This window comes from Amycolatopsis rubida, from assembly GCF_900115345.1.
Classification (GTDB): domain Bacteria; phylum Actinomycetota; class Actinomycetes; order Mycobacteriales; family Pseudonocardiaceae; genus Amycolatopsis; species Amycolatopsis rubida.
The window spans coordinates 280,742-295,777 of sequence record NZ_FOWC01000007.1 but is presented as its reverse complement, the minus strand read 5'-3'; the positions used below and the strand labels follow the sequence as shown (position 1 = coordinate 295,777).

The following is a 15,036-nucleotide window of genomic DNA, read 5'->3' as shown; positions in this document are numbered from 1 at the left end:
CGCAGGATCATCGAACTCTAACCATTTGACGACGAAGGATTAGATATCTAACGTTTGTGGTGTCTCATCGACTGGTACTGGAGGGCATCATGGACGCCGCAGACATCGCTGATCTGGGCAAACGCTGGGCAGCCGCCGAGGTCGCGGGCGACCTGGGCACCTTGCGCGCCGTGGTCGCCGACGGATTCCGGCTCGTCGGACCGCTTGGATTCGTGCTCGACCGTGAGCAGTGGCTGGGCCGCTACCAGTCGGGTGCGCTGGCGACACAGCGGCTCGATTGGCGCGAGGTCGAGGTGCGCGTGCACGGCGACACAGCGATCGCGATCGGCGTGCACGACCAGGAAGCGACCCATCAGGGGAACCGCGTCGACGGGACCTTCCGGGCGACGCATGTACTCGTCCGCGACGAGGACGGCTGGCGGATCGCGGGGATGCACCTCAGTCCGATGGGGGCGCCGCCCGCTTTCGCCCGCTGATCCGCAGCGCTCCGGCGGAGGTTCGTGAGGGGAATCCTGAGGGAATCTGATTCCGTCAGGGTTCCCCTCACGGACGTTCGCGTCGCGCGCGGGTCGAGGTCAGAGTTTGCGCCACAGGTGGACAGCGTTGTCCGCGGCCGAGCCTGAGGTGGTGGCGACGGTCTTGCGGTCCGGGCTGACGGTGAGCGAGCCGATTCCGGGCAGGCCCGCGCTGTGGGCCTGCCCGGCGCTGTGGAGCCGGGTCAAGTCGGCGGCGAGTCCGGCGGCCAGCCGGAGCACTTCCGGTTCGGGCAGCGCGTCGGGCACGTTCTGCGGCAAGGGGACCAGCATGGAGTTCCGAAGCACGCCAGGGCGTGGACGCGTCCGGATCAGCTTCGGGCACCGCGCTCAATGCGGCCGCCTCGGCGCGGAATCCGGCGGATCCCGGGAGGGCGAGCGCGACGAGGCGGTCGTCCGGTCCGCTGCCGGGCAGCACCCGGGTCGTCTCGTCCCGAGCCAGTTCCGCGAGGACCTGGTACTGCCCGAGCCAGAGCGGGTGGCCGACCGCCGGTCTTCTCGTCAGCTGCCTCCCCGGAAAGCTGTGCGAGAAGGATGATCCTGCCAGGTGTGCGGCCGGGCGAGGTACGAGCGGGCAGAATCTCTCGGCGTCGCGGGCATGCCCGGGCGAGGAGTGCTTGAATGCGATCATGGTCGCACTTCGCACACTTGGCTCATCCGACGTCGCCGTCTCCCCGCTGTGTCTCGGCGGGAACGTGTTCGGCTGGACCGCCGACGAACCGGCGTCGTTCGCGGTGCTGGACGCCTATGCCGAGGCGGGCGGGAACTTCGTCGACACGGCCGATTCGTACATTTATCAGTTCCCGGGCAACGAGCCCGGGCAGTCCGAGACCATCATCGGCAAGTGGCTCGCTTCGCGCGGGAACCGGGACGACGTGGTCGTGGCGACGAAGGTCGGGGACAGTCCGCGGTTCAAGGGGCTCGCGCCGGCGAACATCAAGGCCTCGGCCGAGGAATCGTTGCGGCGGCTGGGGATCGACCGGATCGACCTGTACTACACGCATTTCGACGACGAGTCGGTTCCGGTCGGGGAGATCATTGCCGCGCTGGACGAGCTGGTGCGGGAAGGCAAGGTCCGCGCGATCGCGGCCTCGAACATCAGCCCGGAGCGGCTGGCCGCGTCGCTGGAGTTCTCCGACCGCGAGGGGCTGGCGAAGTACGCGGCGCTGCAGCCGAAGTACAACCTCGTCGCGCGGGACGAGTACGAGAGCGAGCGGCGGGGGATCGTGCAGCGGCACGGAGTGTCCTGCGTGCCGTATTTCGGTCTGGCGTCCGGGTTCCTGACCGGCAAGTACCGGCCGGGCCAGCAGGTGGACAACATCCGCAACATGCCCGGTCTCGCCGGCGGTTACGCGGACAGCGAGCACGGCGTGAAGGTGCTCGCGGCGCTGGAGGAGGTCGCGAAGGCACGCGGCGCGGAGATGGCGACGGTCGCGCTGGCCTGGCTCGCGCGGCAGCCGACGGTGGCCGCGCCGATCGCGTCCGCGCGCACGGTCGAGCAGGTTCCCGCGCTGGTCGCGATGCACGACGCGGAGCTGAGCGACGACGAGCTGCGGATCCTCGACGCCGCGTCCGCGTAAGTCAGCTGTGCCGGGGCGGGTCCTGCGCGCCGACGCCCAGCACGCGGCCCAGCGCGATCAAACCCTCGTCGAGGTGGCTCAGGCTGGACAGCACGGCGCGGGTCTCGGCCTCGTCGATCCGGTCGGCGACCGGGGTCCCGTCGTCGCGGACGAGCTTGCGCGGCCGCGTGCCGCCCGGGTTGCTGACTGCCTCGTGCACGAGGTCGACATTGGCGACGATCCGGCCGGCGAACTGGTCCAGCCGCTCCGAGACCGGGCCGGCGAGCTGGCCGGGCTGCGCGCGGGCGGCGACGTGCCGGGCGCGGAAGGCGATGCCCTCCAGCGTGGTCAGCACGTGCCAGCCGTAGTCGCGGCGGGCGCTGCGCAGGTTGATCGGGTGGGTGAGCGGTTCGATCGTCAGCCGCACCTGCTCGACCGCGCGGTCGAGGTCGCGGGACATCTCGATGATGTTCACGTTCTCGCGGCCGGACAGCAGCGTCGCGGCCGATTCGACGAATTCGTGCAGTTCGTCGAGCGCGATCGCGATGTCGTCCAGCATCACCGCGCGCGTGCGGACCGGCAGCACCACCACGGCGGCGAGCAGCCCGCACGCGGCGCCGACCGCGGTTTCGGCGACCCGGATCCACAGCACCTCGATGCTGAACGTGCCGAGCAGGCTGTAGAGCAAGCCGAGCATGCTGGTCACGAAGAACGCCATCAGGAACTGCGAGACCCGCGCGGTGTAGACCATGCCGAAAACGCAGACCAGCAATAGCGCGAGGATCGCCGGGGTGTTGCCGCTGACCAGCAGCGCCAGCGCGACACCGCCGACGATGCCCAGCAGGGTCCCGCCGGTGCGGCGCATGCCCTTCACGAACCGGGCGCCCGCGCTGGAGGTGCCGATGAACACGACGAACACCGTCAGCACCGCCCAGTACCAGCGCTGCGGCGAGATCAGCTGGCCGGCCAGCACGGCGAGCCCGCCGCCGAGGACGGCCTGGATCGCGCCGCGGGTCTGGTTGTCGTAGGCGAACGCCTTGGTCGGTTCCTCTTCCTCCTCCTCGCCGAGCGGCAGGTCCACTGTGGACTGCAGGCTGGCGGTCCGCTGCGCCCGGTCGTCCGCGACGGCGAGTTCGGCGATCGCGCGGCGGACGCCGTCGCCGGGGTGCGCGCGTTCGTCGATCCGGCTGCCTTCCACGAGCATCCGGCTGTACTCGCCGGTCTCGCTGATCAGCGGCAGGTCGCGCGGGTCGCGTTCCATCAGCGACCGGAACCGGGACAGCCGGGCCACGAGATCGTCCGCGACGCCTTCGGGCAGCGGCTGCGAGCAGGTCCGCCGCACGGTGATGACCAGCCACTGCACGGCCAGTTCGACCTCGATCACCCGGCGGCGCAGCTGGTCGGCACGACGGTCGTCGACCACGTCGGGAGCGTGGTCCTCGATCAGGAGGACCACCTCGTGCAGCCGCTCCACCGACGTGCGGATCTGCCGGTCGCTGCGGTCCGAACCGCCGGACGAGATGTACGCCCCGGCCGCCCGCACCGCCGCGCCGAGCCGCGCCCGGAACGCCTGCCGGTAGCGGATCAGCTCGCTTTCGGCGTTGCGGCGCAGGAGAAGGAACCGCACGACCGCGTTCGCCGCGACGCCGATCGCCAGCGCGAGCAGCAGGTGCGGGACCTGCGCGAGGTGCGCTTGCAGAAACATCGGGAAGAAGAACAGGAAGAACGCCATCGACCCGAGCGCGATGCCGCGCGCGCCGAACCGCTGCACGTACACCGCGACGAAGATCAGCAGCACGAACACGATGCTGTCCGCGGGCGCGTATGCGGAGCCGACGCAGGCGGCGGTGATCGAGGCGGCCCCGACCAGCAGCGCCAGCAGCAGCGTGACGGCCTGGCCGCCGCTGGTGGCGTCGTTGACAGTGAACGCGCTCATCATCGCCGCGATGGCCGCGACGAGCGTGGTGGTGAGCGGGAAATGCAGCGGCAGCATCGCGAGGACCGCGATGACGATGCCGAGCACTGCCGACGCGGCGAGCCGCAGCCGGACGAGACCGGGGTCGGCGGCCGCCATCCGGTCGAGGAAGGCGTTCCGTGCGTCGGTGATCATCGGGCGAGCAGCTCCCGCTGGGCGAGGGCCGGGCGCTGGGCTTCCTCGGCCCCGGGCAGCCAGTGAATCCGCAGGTAGTGCACGTATCATCCCGCCCGTAGTCGCTGCCCGAGTTGTTGTGCCAACGGTAGCCCGCGCAGCGGCCGGGCCGGTGCCGGGCGCCTCGATCGCGTGCCGGTGCCGGGCGCGAAGGATTCTCGGACCAGTCAAACCGCGCCAATCGGATATATTCGACCTCAGAAGAATACGCCGGGCGAACACGCCGAAAGACGGTCGTAAACAGTTTTAAAGAGAATAAGAAGCGTATTCCAGTTACTACGCTAATCGACGGGAATCTCTTGCGATAATGGTGAACGGCTAGCTAATCTCTTACTGTTCTTGGCCGGAAAACACCGATCACGGCCGAGTGGAAAACAGCAATGCCGCCATTTTCCCGGTAGTTGAGGAGTCCCCCCGTGGAAAGCAAATCCCGTCCTCCCTTTGCCCGAGCCGCCGCGGTGTGCGCGGGCGCGCTGTTCACCGTGCTGACGGCGGTCCCGGTCGCCCACGCCGGGACCGCCGCCGGCACGGCGGACCCGGGTGCCGCGCCGTCCGGCATGATCGTCACGCCGCACTCGAACGACGTGCAGCGGTTCCGGCTCGCGCCGGGCGCCGCGGCCGCGAGCGCCCGTCCGTTCGCGCAGCTCAATTACACCCAGCAGGAGCAGACCCAGAACGAATGGTGCTGGGCGGCCGACGGCTCCAGCGTCGAACAGTTCTTCGGAGCCGGCACCACGCAGTCCGAGTTCTGCGCGGCCGGCAAGGGCACCAGTGCGGGGAATTGCCCGAACGAGCCGGCGTACATGTCGGAAGTGGCCCAGGGCCTGCACCAGACCGGGTTCTCCGGCACCGCGGTCCAGGACGCGATCTCGTTCAGCGAGGTGCAGAACGAGATCAACGCCGGCGAGCCGATCATCACCCAGGTCGACTGGAGCAGCGGCGGCGGGCACGCCCGGGTCTTCTACGGCTACGACTCGGGCGCGCAGACGGTCGATTTCGGCGACCCGTGGCCGTCCTACCAGCGCTACCAGACCATGGGCTACAACGATTACCTGCAGAACAGCGAGTTCGTCTGGTCCAACACGGTCTACGGCATCGACAAGCAGTAACCGCGCCCGTCCGCCCGTTTCCCGGGCTCCGGGCGGTTTCGCCCGGAGCCCGGCTTCACCCGATGGGGAGCAGTCAATGGCCCTCGGCACAGCGCTGCCGGACCGGCGGCGGATCGCCGCCCTGGTCGCGGTCCTCGTTTTCCTCGGCCTTTCCCTTGGCGCGCGGCCGGCCCGCGCCGAATCCTGGGCCGGGGTGCGGCCGGTGTCCCCGGAGCAGGTGGCCGCGGCCGTCGAGGCGGCGCATTCCGCGCGGGCGCTCGCTTTGGTCCGGAGCAATCTGCGCAAGCCCGGCAGGCCCGAGCCGGGCCCCGTCGCCGTCGCCGGCCAAGGCGTTCCCGCTTACGTGCTGAGCAAGGACTTCGTGCTCGGCAAAGCCGGTGCGGCCGCGGGCGGGCTCGGCTACGTCGCGGTGGTCGCGACCACTTCCGACGGTTCGCCCACCACGGTCAAGGTCGTGCCGGACGGGCCCGGGTGGCGGGCGATGGGCGCGCTGTCCGGCGACGACGAGCGCCGGCTGTCGGCAGGGCTGGGTGCCGGGGAGGTGCTGCTTTACGAGCCCCAGATCAACGGCTGGTACGCGCTGAGCGACGGGGGAGTGCGGCTGCTGCAGTCCAGCCTGCCGCAGAACCCGGTCGGCCGGTTCGTGCCGCTCGACCGCTACCAGCAGCAGGTCCACGGCCGGTACGCGGACAAACTGCCCGGCTCGGACTACCAGCGGCGGGGAGGGATCGGCTTCGCCGGCGACGGGCCCCGCGCGCAGGCTCCCGACGAAACCGGGAGCGTGCTCTGGTGGTGGCTGGGCGGGGCGGCCGTCGCGGCCGCGGCGGCCGCCGGGCTGGCCGTCCGCCGGCGGCGCGTCCGCTCCGCGGAGTGAGTCAGGCCCACTCCCAGCGCAGCCCGTGGCACCCGTTGGGCACGTCCAGCAGCACGAGGTGCCCGTGCCCGGCCGAGTCGATCTCGACTTCGCCGACGTCGCGGGCGGGCTGCTGGATGCTGTCGCGGGTCGTCCGGTAGCACCGCACCGGCGGGGCGGCCGGGTCGAAGTCCACTTCGAGCAGATAGTGCTTCATCGGCTGGCCGAACCGCCGCTCCCACAAGGATTTCCGCGGCGCGTCCGCGGCGAACTCCAGCAGGCACTCCACCACTGCGGTCTCCCCTCGGGCGAGCAGCCGGTCCAGCAGCACCTCGGCCACCAGCACCCCGGTCCCGCCGTCCCAGCGGACCCGGCCCAGCCTGCCGCCTCGCGCCACGGAGACCTGGGGCAGCGGCCGTCCCTCGTCCTCGTGGAGGAAGACCAGGAGCCTCCGCACCCGGTCGGCCTGGGCCCGCAGCACGAAACTGAGCGACATCCGGTGCCGGGCACCGGTCTCGTCGATGGCGAGCCGGTCGTGGCCGCTGACGATGTGCAACCGGTCCTGATCGGGTGCGCCGACCTCCTCGATCAGCTGGCTCAGGGTCTCCGCGGGCTCCCACAGCTGCCGGTAGCCCGCGGTCACGCGCACGCGGCAGCCCGGACCTCGCGGACGCGGCGGCGGCAGCAGCCGGGCGAGCGACCCGCCGGGCAGCGCGAGGATGTCCTCCAGCAAGGTCACCGCCCGCAGGGAATCGGCCCGTTCCGGCTGGGTGCGGCCGCGGGTCCAGTAGGACAGGGTGGTGGCGCTGACCCGGACCCCGGCCGAGGCCAGGCGCTGCTGGAGTTCGTGCAGCGTCAGCCTGCGGTGCGCGACGGCGGCCCGCAGCGCCTCGGCGAACGAGCCGGAATCCAGCACCCGCGCGAGGTCCTCGTCCGCGCCCGGCGGGACGCGAGTGCCGGTCCGCTTCATCGCGGTCACCTTCCCTCGCTGGAAAAAGGACCCGGCGGGAGCCGTTGATCGCCCGGAGATTAGACCCGGGCCGAAACGAGGACAAGCCTCATTTCGGAGGGAATGCCTCCGCGTGCGCCCGAAATCTCCGTCGTCGCGGCGAATTCCGGGTGCCGGGGCGGGAACGCCTCGCCCGGTCGCTGCGCCGCACGGCGGAGCCCGGCCGGTCACTTCCCGGCGCGCAGCTCCGCCAGCACGCGCTTGGCGTGCTCGGCGTGGATCTTCTTGTCGGCGACGAGCCGGGCGACGACGGCGCCGACCTCGTCGCCGGTGGCGCCCGCCGTGGAGGCGATGTTGCGGGCGTGCAGGGACATGTGCCCGCGCTGGATTCCTTCGGTGGCGAGGGCGCGGACCGCGCCGAAGTTCTGGGCGAGGCCGACGGCCGCGATGATTTCGGCGAGTTCGGCCGCGCTGGTCACGCCCAGCAGCGCGATCGCCGCCTGTGCCACGGGATGCACCTTGGTGGCACCGCCGACGAGCCCGACCGGCATCGGCAGCTCCAACGTGCCGACGACGTCGCCGTCGCCGTTCTTCTCGAAGCGGGAAAGGGAGGTGTAGCGCCCGGCGGGAGAGACCGCGTGCGAGTGCGCGCCCGCTTCGACCGCGCGGGTGTCGTTGCCGGTCGCGAGCACGACAGCCGAGATTCCGTTCATGATCCCCTTGTTGTGCGTGGCGGCACGGTAGGGGTCGGCCTCGGCGAGCGCGGCGGCGTGGACGATGTCGTCGACGACTTCCGCGCCGCCGAGCGTTTCCGCGTCGAAGACCGCGCGGGCGCGGGCGAGCCGCAGGTCGGCTTTGTTGGTGAGGATGCGCAGCAGCGTGCGGCCGCCCGCGATCGCGCCGGCCCGCTGCGCCACCGCTTCCGCCATCGTGTTGACCGCGTTGGCTCCCATCGCGTCGCGGACGTCGACCTGCAGGTGGGCCACGACGTAGGTGCCGGCCCGCGACGGCACGACCCGGACCGACAGATCGCGGACCCCGCCGCCGGCCTCGACCAGCCGGGGGTCCTGCGCGTCGGCCAGTTCGATGAGCTCCTCGCGGGCCTCCAGGAGCCTGATCCGCCCGGCCTCCGGGTCGGCCGCGCCGACGATCTGCACCTGGGCCTGCATGATCGGCGCGGTCGAGGACGCGAAGAACCCGCCGTGGACGCGGGCGAGCTTGGCCGAGTTGGAGGCCGCGGCGACCACCGACGCCTCCTCGGTGGCCATCGGGACGAGCACCTCGCGGCCGTTGACGACGAAGTTCGTGGCCACCCCCAGCGGCAGCCCCAGCACGCCGACGACGTTCTCGATCAGGTGATCGGCGAGCTCCAGCGTGATCCCCCGCGCGGGATCGAAGGCCGCGAGCCGGCCTGCGTCGAGTCCGGCCGACTCGGCGGCGAGCGTGCGGCGGGCCTCGACGGGGAGGTCCCGGAGGCCCTGGATACGGCTGGTGCGCGACATGCGAGCTCCACTGCGATGTGGTTCCGGATGGTGACTGCGCCGACGCTAGCGGCGCCGCCACCGCCCGAACATGGACGAAGAGTCCAGCAAAGCCCGGTCCGGAATGGTTCGACAGCCCTGCCGCCCGGGGCTCAGCGCGGACGGCCCACCTGGGCGAGGCGCACCGCGACGGTGACGCGGAACAGCTCGTCCGGGCCCTGCCAGCCCTTCCCGAGCAACTCGGTGACGCGGTCCAGGCGTTGCAGCACCGTGTTCTTGTGCAGATGGAGTTCGCGGGCGGTGGCGACCGGGCTCATCCGGTTGTTCAGGTAGGCCGCGAGCGTGGGCAGCAGCGTGCCCGCGTGCTGGGCGTCCCAGTCCAGCACCCGTCCGATGACGCGCTGGACGAACGCCGTCACCCGCGTCTCGCCGGGGCCGAACAGCGCGGTGTAGGGCAGGTATTCGTCGGTCGTGACCGCGGCGTCGGCCAGCCCCAGCGAGGGCAGCACCCGAAGGCACGCGGTGGCGGTGCCGACCTGGTCCCGCGCGTCGTCGATCGCCTCGGCGAGGTGCGCGCCGACAGCCAACAAGGGAACCCGCGCGACGCGGCCTGCCATCGCGTGGATCCGGGTGCTCGCCGCGGCCGGATCGGCCTCGGCGGTGAACGCGACGACGTGCCCGGCGTGTTCGCCGACGAGCCCTCCGGCGCGCCGGAGCGAGCGGAGGGCTTCCCTGCGCAGTTCGGCCGGAACCGCGACGACGACCACCGAACGGAGTTCGTCAAGGCGGATGTCGCGGGCGCGGGCGCGCACGGCGAGGTCGGTACGCCGGTAGGGGGAGTCGGCGAGCAGGTCGGCGAGCAGGTCGCCGTGGACCCGTTGCTCCGCCTCGGCCATGGCGTCCTGTTTGAGCTGCAACAGCGCCGTGATCTGAGCCGCGCGTTCGGCGGTGCGCAGCTCGACCGGTCCGAACTCGACTTCGCCTTCCCGCAGGAGCAAGGCGCCGAGCAGGCTGTTCCCGGCGAGGACCGCGACGACGTGGGTGCGGTCGCGGACGCGCACGCACCGTCCGCTTCGACGGCTGCGGTCGGCGGCTTCGCCGACCGCGCCGTCGAGGCCGTCGGGGTCCAGGAGTTCGACGCGGCAGCGCAGTGCCCGCCCGAGGGCGGTCGCGACGTCGCGTGACCCGCCGCCCTGCAGCACCAGGTTGGTCAGGTCGGTGTGCACCTCGCTGGCCCGTTCCATCGCCTCGACGTGCCGGGCGAGTTCCTGGTAGGCGTGCTGGGCTTCGGCGGTCGAGTCCTGGGCGCGGGCGAGCAGCCGGGCAGTCTGCAGGACCACCGCGGCGTGGTCGGCGAAGGCCGAGAGCAGCGAGATCTCCTCCGGGGCGAAGGCGTGTTCGACCCGGTTGGCCGCGAACAGGACGCCGAGCACCTCGTCCTCGGCCAGCAGGGGAACCCCGAGCAGCGACACGAGCCCCTCGGCCTCGACAGCGGCGTCGATGCCCGAATCGTGCGGCGCCTCGGTCATGACCGTGTACCGGGAGGTCCAGCTGGGCCGCCGTCCTTCCACGACCTGGCTCGCCAGCCCCATTCCCGGCGGCACCCGCAGCCCGAGGAAGGACGGCGCGGTGGTGCCCAGGGTCGTGCGGACGCGCAGCTCCTGGGTCCGGACGTCGAATTCGGACAGGTAGGTCACGTCGGTGCCCATGAGATCGTGCGCCCGTTCCACCAGCCGCCCGAGCAGCTCGTCCACATCCCGCAGCTGCGCGAGTTCCCGCGCCGAGGAGAACAGCGCCGCCAGCTCCTGCCCGCGCCGGCGCCACCGGCCGGACGTGGCGTGCAGGCGCCGGATCTCGTAGCCGATCCGGGCGGCGTCCTCTTCGGACAACGCGGAGTCCGCCAGCACCGCGGCCGGATCGGCGTCGGGGCCCGCGGGCACCGCGCGCAGGAGCTGGACGACGACGTCGACCGGAATCGTCTCGGACACAGCGGACTCCTCGTGATCGATGTGCCGATCGTCCAGATTGCACAGTGAATGATGGATCGACGATACATAGTCTGCCGGGGGCTCGCGCTCGTAGCGTCCAGGCCACGGCGAGACGGAACCCGCGAGCGGGACCCCGCCGGCCGACCGGCACCGACGCAGTCAAGGGAGACAGCGAGCATGACGCTTCACGTGGGCATCGACGTCGGCGGCACGTTCACCGACGCCGTGGCGATCGCGGATGGGCGCGCCATCCGCGGGAAGGCGTTCTCCACCAGGGACGTGACCACCGGGATCCTCGGCGCGCTCGGGGTGCTGCGGGAGCGCGCGGGCCTGACCGAGGCCGAGTTCTTCGCCGGGGTGGACCGGTTCGTCCTGGGCAACACCATCGTCACGAACGCCGTGGACGAGCAGAAGTACGCCGCCGTGGGCCTGCTGACCACCCAGGGGTTCCGCGACACTCTGCGCATCGCGCGGTCCGCGCGCACCGACGAACGCGATCCCCACCGGATGTCGCCGCCCCCGGACATCGTGGACCGCGGGCGCATCGTCGAGGTCGCCGAGCGGGTCGACGCGCACGGCGAGGTCCTGGTGCCGCTCACCGAGGACGCGATCGCCGCCGCGGTGAACGCGGCGGTGGACGCCGGCGCGGAGACCCTCGCGGTCTGCCTGCTCTGGTCCTTCCGCAATCCCGCGCACGAGAACGCCATCGGCGACTACCTCGGCAAGCACCATCCGGACCTGCCCTACACGCTCTCCAGCGCGCTCACCCCGGTCTACCGCGAGTACGAGCGCATGGTGACCACGGCACTGGACGCCGCGGTCAAGCCGATCGTCGCCTCCCACTTCGAGCAGCTCGCCGAGGAACTGCGGGCGCGGGGCCTGCGGACCAGGGTGCAGATCATGCAGGTGCACGGCGGGTTCCTGTCGGTGGAGGAAACCGGCAAAGCCCCGATCTCGATGTTCAACTCCGGTCCGGTCGGCGGCGTCACCGGCGCCCGGTTGCTCGGGCGGCAGCTGGGCCGCGACCGCGTGCTGACCGCGGACATGGGCGGCACGAGCCTCGACGCGGCGGCGATCATCGACGACGAGTTCCGGTTGCTGCCCCGCGCCGAGATCGGCGGCCTGCCGACCAGCCTCACCGCGGTGGACATCGAGACCATCGGCGCGGGCGGCGGCAGCCTCGCCTGGGTCGACGGGCGCAACCTGCTGCGCGTCGGCCCGCACAGCGCGGGTTCCGTCCCGGGACCGGCCTGCTATGGCAAGGGCGGCACCCGGCCCGCGGTCACCGACGCGGCGCTGGTGCTCGGCCTGATCAACCCGGACTACTACCTCGGCGGCGCCGTCCCGCTCTACGAGGACCAGGCGCGGGCGGCACTGCGCACGTGCGTGGCCGAGCCGCTGGGCATCACCGAGGACGCCGCGGCGCAGGGCGTCTACCGGCTCGCGGCCTCGCAGATGTCCAACGCCCTGCGCAAGATCACCGTCAATCGCGGCCATGACCCGCGCGAGTTCACCCTCGTCGGCTTCGGCGGCGCGTGCGGGCTGTTCGCCGCCGCGATCGCCGCCGAGGCAGGCGTGCGGGAGGTCGTGATCCCGAACAACGCGGCCGTGTTCTCCGCGCACGGGCTGATGCACGCCGACTCGGTGTTCTCGGCCGTGCAGACCAGCCCGTGGACGATGGACCAGCCCGCGGCCGCGCTGGACAAGGAATTCGCCGCGCTCGAACGGCGCGCCCGCGCGTGGTTCGAGTCCGAGGGCATCCCCGAGGACCGCCGGGAACTGCACCGCGAGGCGGACATGAAGTTCGTCGGCCAGATCTTCGAGGTCACCACGCATCTGCCCGCCGGGACCTTCGGGGAGGCGGACAAGGAGGCGCTGCGCGCCCGGTTCGTCGCCGACTACGAGGAGGAGTTCGGCGCGGGCACCGCCTGGACCGAGGCCGGCATCCTGCTCGTCAACTCCCGGGTGCGCGCAGTCGGGCGCAGCGACGTCCAGAAGGTCCGCCACCTCGGCGGCGCGGCGGGGGAGCGGCACGAACGCACCGTCCGCGGCGTGCTCGAACCGCTGACCGGCGAACGCACCGAGGTCGAGGTGCACCGCGGTTTCGCCGCGCTCGGCAAGGCGAGCGGGCCGTGCCTGCTGGAGGAGCCGGACACGACCGTGTACGTCCCGACCGGAGCCACCGTCGAGCTGACCGGCGCCGGCGACTTCCTGATGCGCCTCGCCTGAATTCCCGTCCGTCAAAGGAGACGCCCATGACCCCGCAGCCCGCACAACCCCTGCCGCCCGGCTTCGACCCCGTCACGCTCGAAGTGATCCGGATGCGCCTGGACTCCATCGTGGAGGAGATGGGCATCGCGATGATCCGCTCGTCCGGCTCGCCGGTGATCACCGAGGCCGGCGACTTCAACACCGCGCTGTTCGACCCGGCCGGCCGCATCTACGCCTACTCCGACTACGTCCAGTTCCACATCGGCTCCGGCAGCGTGGCCGTGCAGAACCTGGTGAAGGCGATCGAGGGCGAGCCGCTGGCCCCGGGCGACGCGTTCATCTGCAACGACCCGCACACCGCGGGCGCGAGCCACCCGCCGGACACCAACGTGATCTCCCCGATCTTCCACGGCGACGAGCTGATCGGCTGGGCGCAGTCGCAGGCGCACCTCGTCGACGTGGGCGGCATGACGCCCGGCGGGTTCGCTCCCGGCGCGCTCGACTGCTATGCCGAGGCGCTGCGGCTGCCGCCGGGGGTCAAGATCTTCGAGCGCGGCGAACCCGTGGAGTGGGTCCGGCGGATCCTGCTCAACAACGTCCGGGTCCCCGCGTTGTTCTGGAACGACGTCCGCAGCCTGGTGGCCAGCAACAACACCGGCATCCGCAGGCTGCTCGGCACGATCGGGGAGTTCGGGCTCGACCGGTTCCGCGACTACACGAGGCTGTCGTTCGAACTCGCCGAACAAGTGGTGCGCGAGCGCATCGCGCAGATCCCCGACGGGACCTACACCGCCGAGGAATGGACCGAGCACAACGGGCACGTCGACGGGCTGTACCGCGTCGCGTGCACCATGACCAAGCGCGAAAACCAGATCACCTTCGATTTCAGCGGTTCCAGTGAGCAGACCGGCGGTTTCGTCAACTGCAGCTACGGTGCGCTCGTCGGCAGCGTCGCGACCGCCGTGGTGCCGATCCTCGCGTGGGACGTGCCGTTCAACGAGGGCGTGATGACCGCGTTCGACATCGTCGCCGAACCGGGCTCCATCGTGAACCCGCGGCCGCCGGCACCGATCAGCAACGGGCATCTCACCACCGGAGCCCGGGTCAGCCGCCTGGTCACCAAGCTGATGAACGACGCCTGCCGCGCCAGCGCGGACGAGGTCGTCCGGGCCCGCACCCAGGGCGGCTGGGGCGATTCGTGGACCGGCGGGATCTCGGCGGGGACCGCCGAGGACGGCGAATACTTCGTGCTGTTCAACATGGACGGCGGCGGGATGGGCGCCGGCGCGCAGCCGGACAGCGACGGCCTCGACTGCGCCGGGATGATGACCCAGGTCAACAACATGCTCCCGGACGTCGAGATGAACGAGATGCTCTACCCGGTGCTGTACCTGTGGAAGCAGCTCAACATCGAGAGCGCGGGCCACGGCGCGCACCGCGGCGGCCTCGGGCTGCGGTTCGCCTGGACGCTGCACGGCGCCCGCGAAGTCACGCAGACGGTCTTCGCCCCGAGCGCCCAGGTCACCGCCGACGGGTTCGGCGGCGGGCTGCCCGGCGGCGGCAGCGGCCACGAAGTGTGGCGCGGCACCGACGTCGCCCAGTTGCTCCGGGACGGCCGGGTGCCCACTCGCGAGGCGCTGAGCGCCGCGGAACGCGAGCTGCTGGCGATCAACCAGCAGTCGGTGACCATCCGGTCCGGAGACGTGTTCGTCGAATGGATCGCGGGCGGAGGCGGTTACGGCGACCCGCTCCTGCGGGACCCGCAGCTCGTGGCGGCCGACGTCCGCAACGGGTACGTCACCGCCGAGGTCGCGGCCGGAACCTACGGTGTGCTCGTACAGGACGGCGTCGCGGACGAAACCGCGACGGAACGCGCCAGGGCCGCGCTCCGCGAGCAGCGGCTCGGCGAGGCGCCTGGCGAACAGGTGCCGTCGGCCGCGGCCGCGGGTTCCTCGGCACCGCGCCGCGACCCCGACGGCTGGTATGTGCCCGCTTCGGGCGCGCGGCTGGGCTCCGGGGACGATTGGCGGGACAGCGCAAGGAAAGTCACCCACGTCGCAGCGGAACGGCTCGCCGCGCACGGGGTGCGGGTGCGGCCCCGCGAGCACGGCCACCGCGTGCTGATCGACGAGTTCTACAGTCCCTCGTGCGGGACGCTCCTGGACGCGCGAATCCGGGTCGAGGCCGTCGCGCGATGACGAGGT

The 15,036-nt window shown here is 71.5% G+C and carries 11 protein-coding genes; 6 read left to right on the top strand and 5 right to left on the bottom strand.

The window, feature by feature from the left end:
• The first annotated feature begins 89 nt into the window (after positions 1 to 89).
• Positions 90 to 476 carry a nuclear transport factor 2 family protein gene (locus BM362_RS26610; RefSeq protein WP_093574987.1) on the top strand — a complete coding sequence of 129 codons (387 nt, stop codon included), beginning with the start codon at positions 90 to 92 and terminating at the stop codon, positions 474 to 476.
• A 99-nt stretch (positions 477 to 575) separates the two neighbouring features.
• Here BM362_RS26610 and BM362_RS26605 read toward each other — a convergent pair whose 3' ends face one another.
• Positions 576 to 806 carry a hypothetical protein gene (locus tag BM362_RS26605; protein WP_093574986.1) on the bottom strand — a complete coding sequence of 77 codons (231 nt, stop codon included), beginning with the start codon at positions 804 to 806 and terminating at the stop codon, positions 576 to 578.
• Positions 807 to 1,162: 356 nt separating this feature from the next.
• On the opposite strand from BM362_RS26605, the gene BM362_RS26600 reads away from it, so the two are divergent.
• Positions 1,163 to 2,113, top strand: a complete 951-nt coding sequence (locus BM362_RS26600; RefSeq protein WP_093574985.1) for an aldo/keto reductase — start codon at positions 1,163 to 1,165, stop codon at positions 2,111 to 2,113.
• 1 nt (position 2,114) lies between these two features.
• On the opposite strand, the gene BM362_RS26595 is transcribed toward BM362_RS26600, so the two are convergent.
• Entirely contained in the window at positions 2,115 to 4,202 is a 2,088-nt protein-coding gene (locus BM362_RS26595; protein ID WP_093574984.1) for an FUSC family protein, read from the bottom strand.
• Between the two features lie 455 nt (positions 4,203 to 4,657).
• Between BM362_RS26595 and BM362_RS26590 the strand changes: the two genes are divergently transcribed.
• The gene (locus BM362_RS26590; protein ID WP_067588810.1) at positions 4,658 to 5,350 is read left to right on the top strand and encodes a papain-like cysteine protease family protein; all 693 of its coding nucleotides are present in this window, start codon (positions 4,658 to 4,660) and stop codon (positions 5,348 to 5,350) included.
• A 76-nt stretch (positions 5,351 to 5,426) separates the two neighbouring features.
• Positions 5,427 to 6,224, top strand: a complete 798-nt coding sequence (locus BM362_RS26585) for a hypothetical protein (protein ID WP_093574982.1) — start codon at positions 5,427 to 5,429, stop codon at positions 6,222 to 6,224.
• A gap of 1 nt (position 6,225) precedes the next feature.
• Here BM362_RS26585 and BM362_RS26580 read toward each other — a convergent pair whose 3' ends face one another.
• From BM362_RS26580 to BM362_RS26570, 3 genes are all read right to left on the bottom strand, one after another.
• Positions 6,226 to 7,173, bottom strand: coding sequence for a hypothetical protein (locus BM362_RS26580; protein ID WP_093574981.1), 948 nt, complete (start codon positions 7,171 to 7,173; stop codon positions 6,226 to 6,228).
• 206 nt (positions 7,174 to 7,379) lie between these two features.
• Entirely contained in the window at positions 7,380 to 8,654 is a 1,275-nt protein-coding gene (locus tag BM362_RS26575; protein WP_067588804.1) for a hydroxymethylglutaryl-CoA reductase, degradative, read from the bottom strand.
• A 131-nt stretch (positions 8,655 to 8,785) separates the two neighbouring features.
• Positions 8,786 to 10,621 (bottom strand): helix-turn-helix domain-containing protein, encoded by a 1,836-nt coding sequence (locus BM362_RS26570; RefSeq protein WP_093574980.1) that lies wholly within the window; start codon positions 10,619 to 10,621, stop codon positions 8,786 to 8,788.
• A gap of 177 nt (positions 10,622 to 10,798) precedes the next feature.
• On the opposite strand from BM362_RS26570, the gene BM362_RS26565 reads away from it, so the two are divergent.
• Positions 10,799 to 12,850, top strand: coding sequence for a hydantoinase/oxoprolinase family protein (locus BM362_RS26565; protein ID WP_093574979.1), 2,052 nt, complete (start codon positions 10,799 to 10,801; stop codon positions 12,848 to 12,850).
• Positions 12,851 to 12,876: 26 nt separating this feature from the next.
• Complete coding sequence (locus BM362_RS26560; protein ID WP_093574978.1) at positions 12,877 to 15,030, top strand: hydantoinase B/oxoprolinase family protein; 2,154 nt, start codon at positions 12,877 to 12,879, stop codon at positions 15,028 to 15,030.
• Positions 15,031 to 15,036: the final 6 nt, after the last annotated feature.

What these genes read in the sequence shown, in the direction of transcription:
- BM362_RS26575 (WP_067588804.1), bottom strand. Translation starts at nt 8,654, where the DNA reads ATGTCGCGCACCAGCCGTATCCAGGGCCTCCGGGACCTCCCCGTCGAG.
- BM362_RS26565 (WP_093574979.1), top strand. Translation starts at nt 10,799, where the DNA reads ATGACGCTTCACGTGGGCATCGACGTCGGCGGCACGTTCACCGACGCC.
- BM362_RS26595 (WP_093574984.1), bottom strand. Translation starts at nt 4,202, where the DNA reads ATGATCACCGACGCACGGAACGCCTTCCTCGACCGGATGGCGGCCGCC.
- BM362_RS26585 (WP_093574982.1), top strand. Translation starts at nt 5,427, where the DNA reads ATGGCCCTCGGCACAGCGCTGCCGGACCGGCGGCGGATCGCCGCCCTG.
- BM362_RS26580 (WP_093574981.1), bottom strand. Translation starts at nt 7,173, where the DNA reads ATGAAGCGGACCGGCACTCGCGTCCCGCCGGGCGCGGACGAGGACCTC.
- BM362_RS26605 (WP_093574986.1), bottom strand. Translation starts at nt 806, where the DNA reads ATGCTGGTCCCCTTGCCGCAGAACGTGCCCGACGCGCTGCCCGAACCG.
- BM362_RS26600 (WP_093574985.1), top strand. Translation starts at nt 1,163, where the DNA reads ATGGTCGCACTTCGCACACTTGGCTCATCCGACGTCGCCGTCTCCCCG.
- BM362_RS26560 (WP_093574978.1), top strand. Translation starts at nt 12,877, where the DNA reads ATGACCCCGCAGCCCGCACAACCCCTGCCGCCCGGCTTCGACCCCGTC.
- BM362_RS26610 (WP_093574987.1), top strand. Translation starts at nt 90, where the DNA reads ATGGACGCCGCAGACATCGCTGATCTGGGCAAACGCTGGGCAGCCGCC.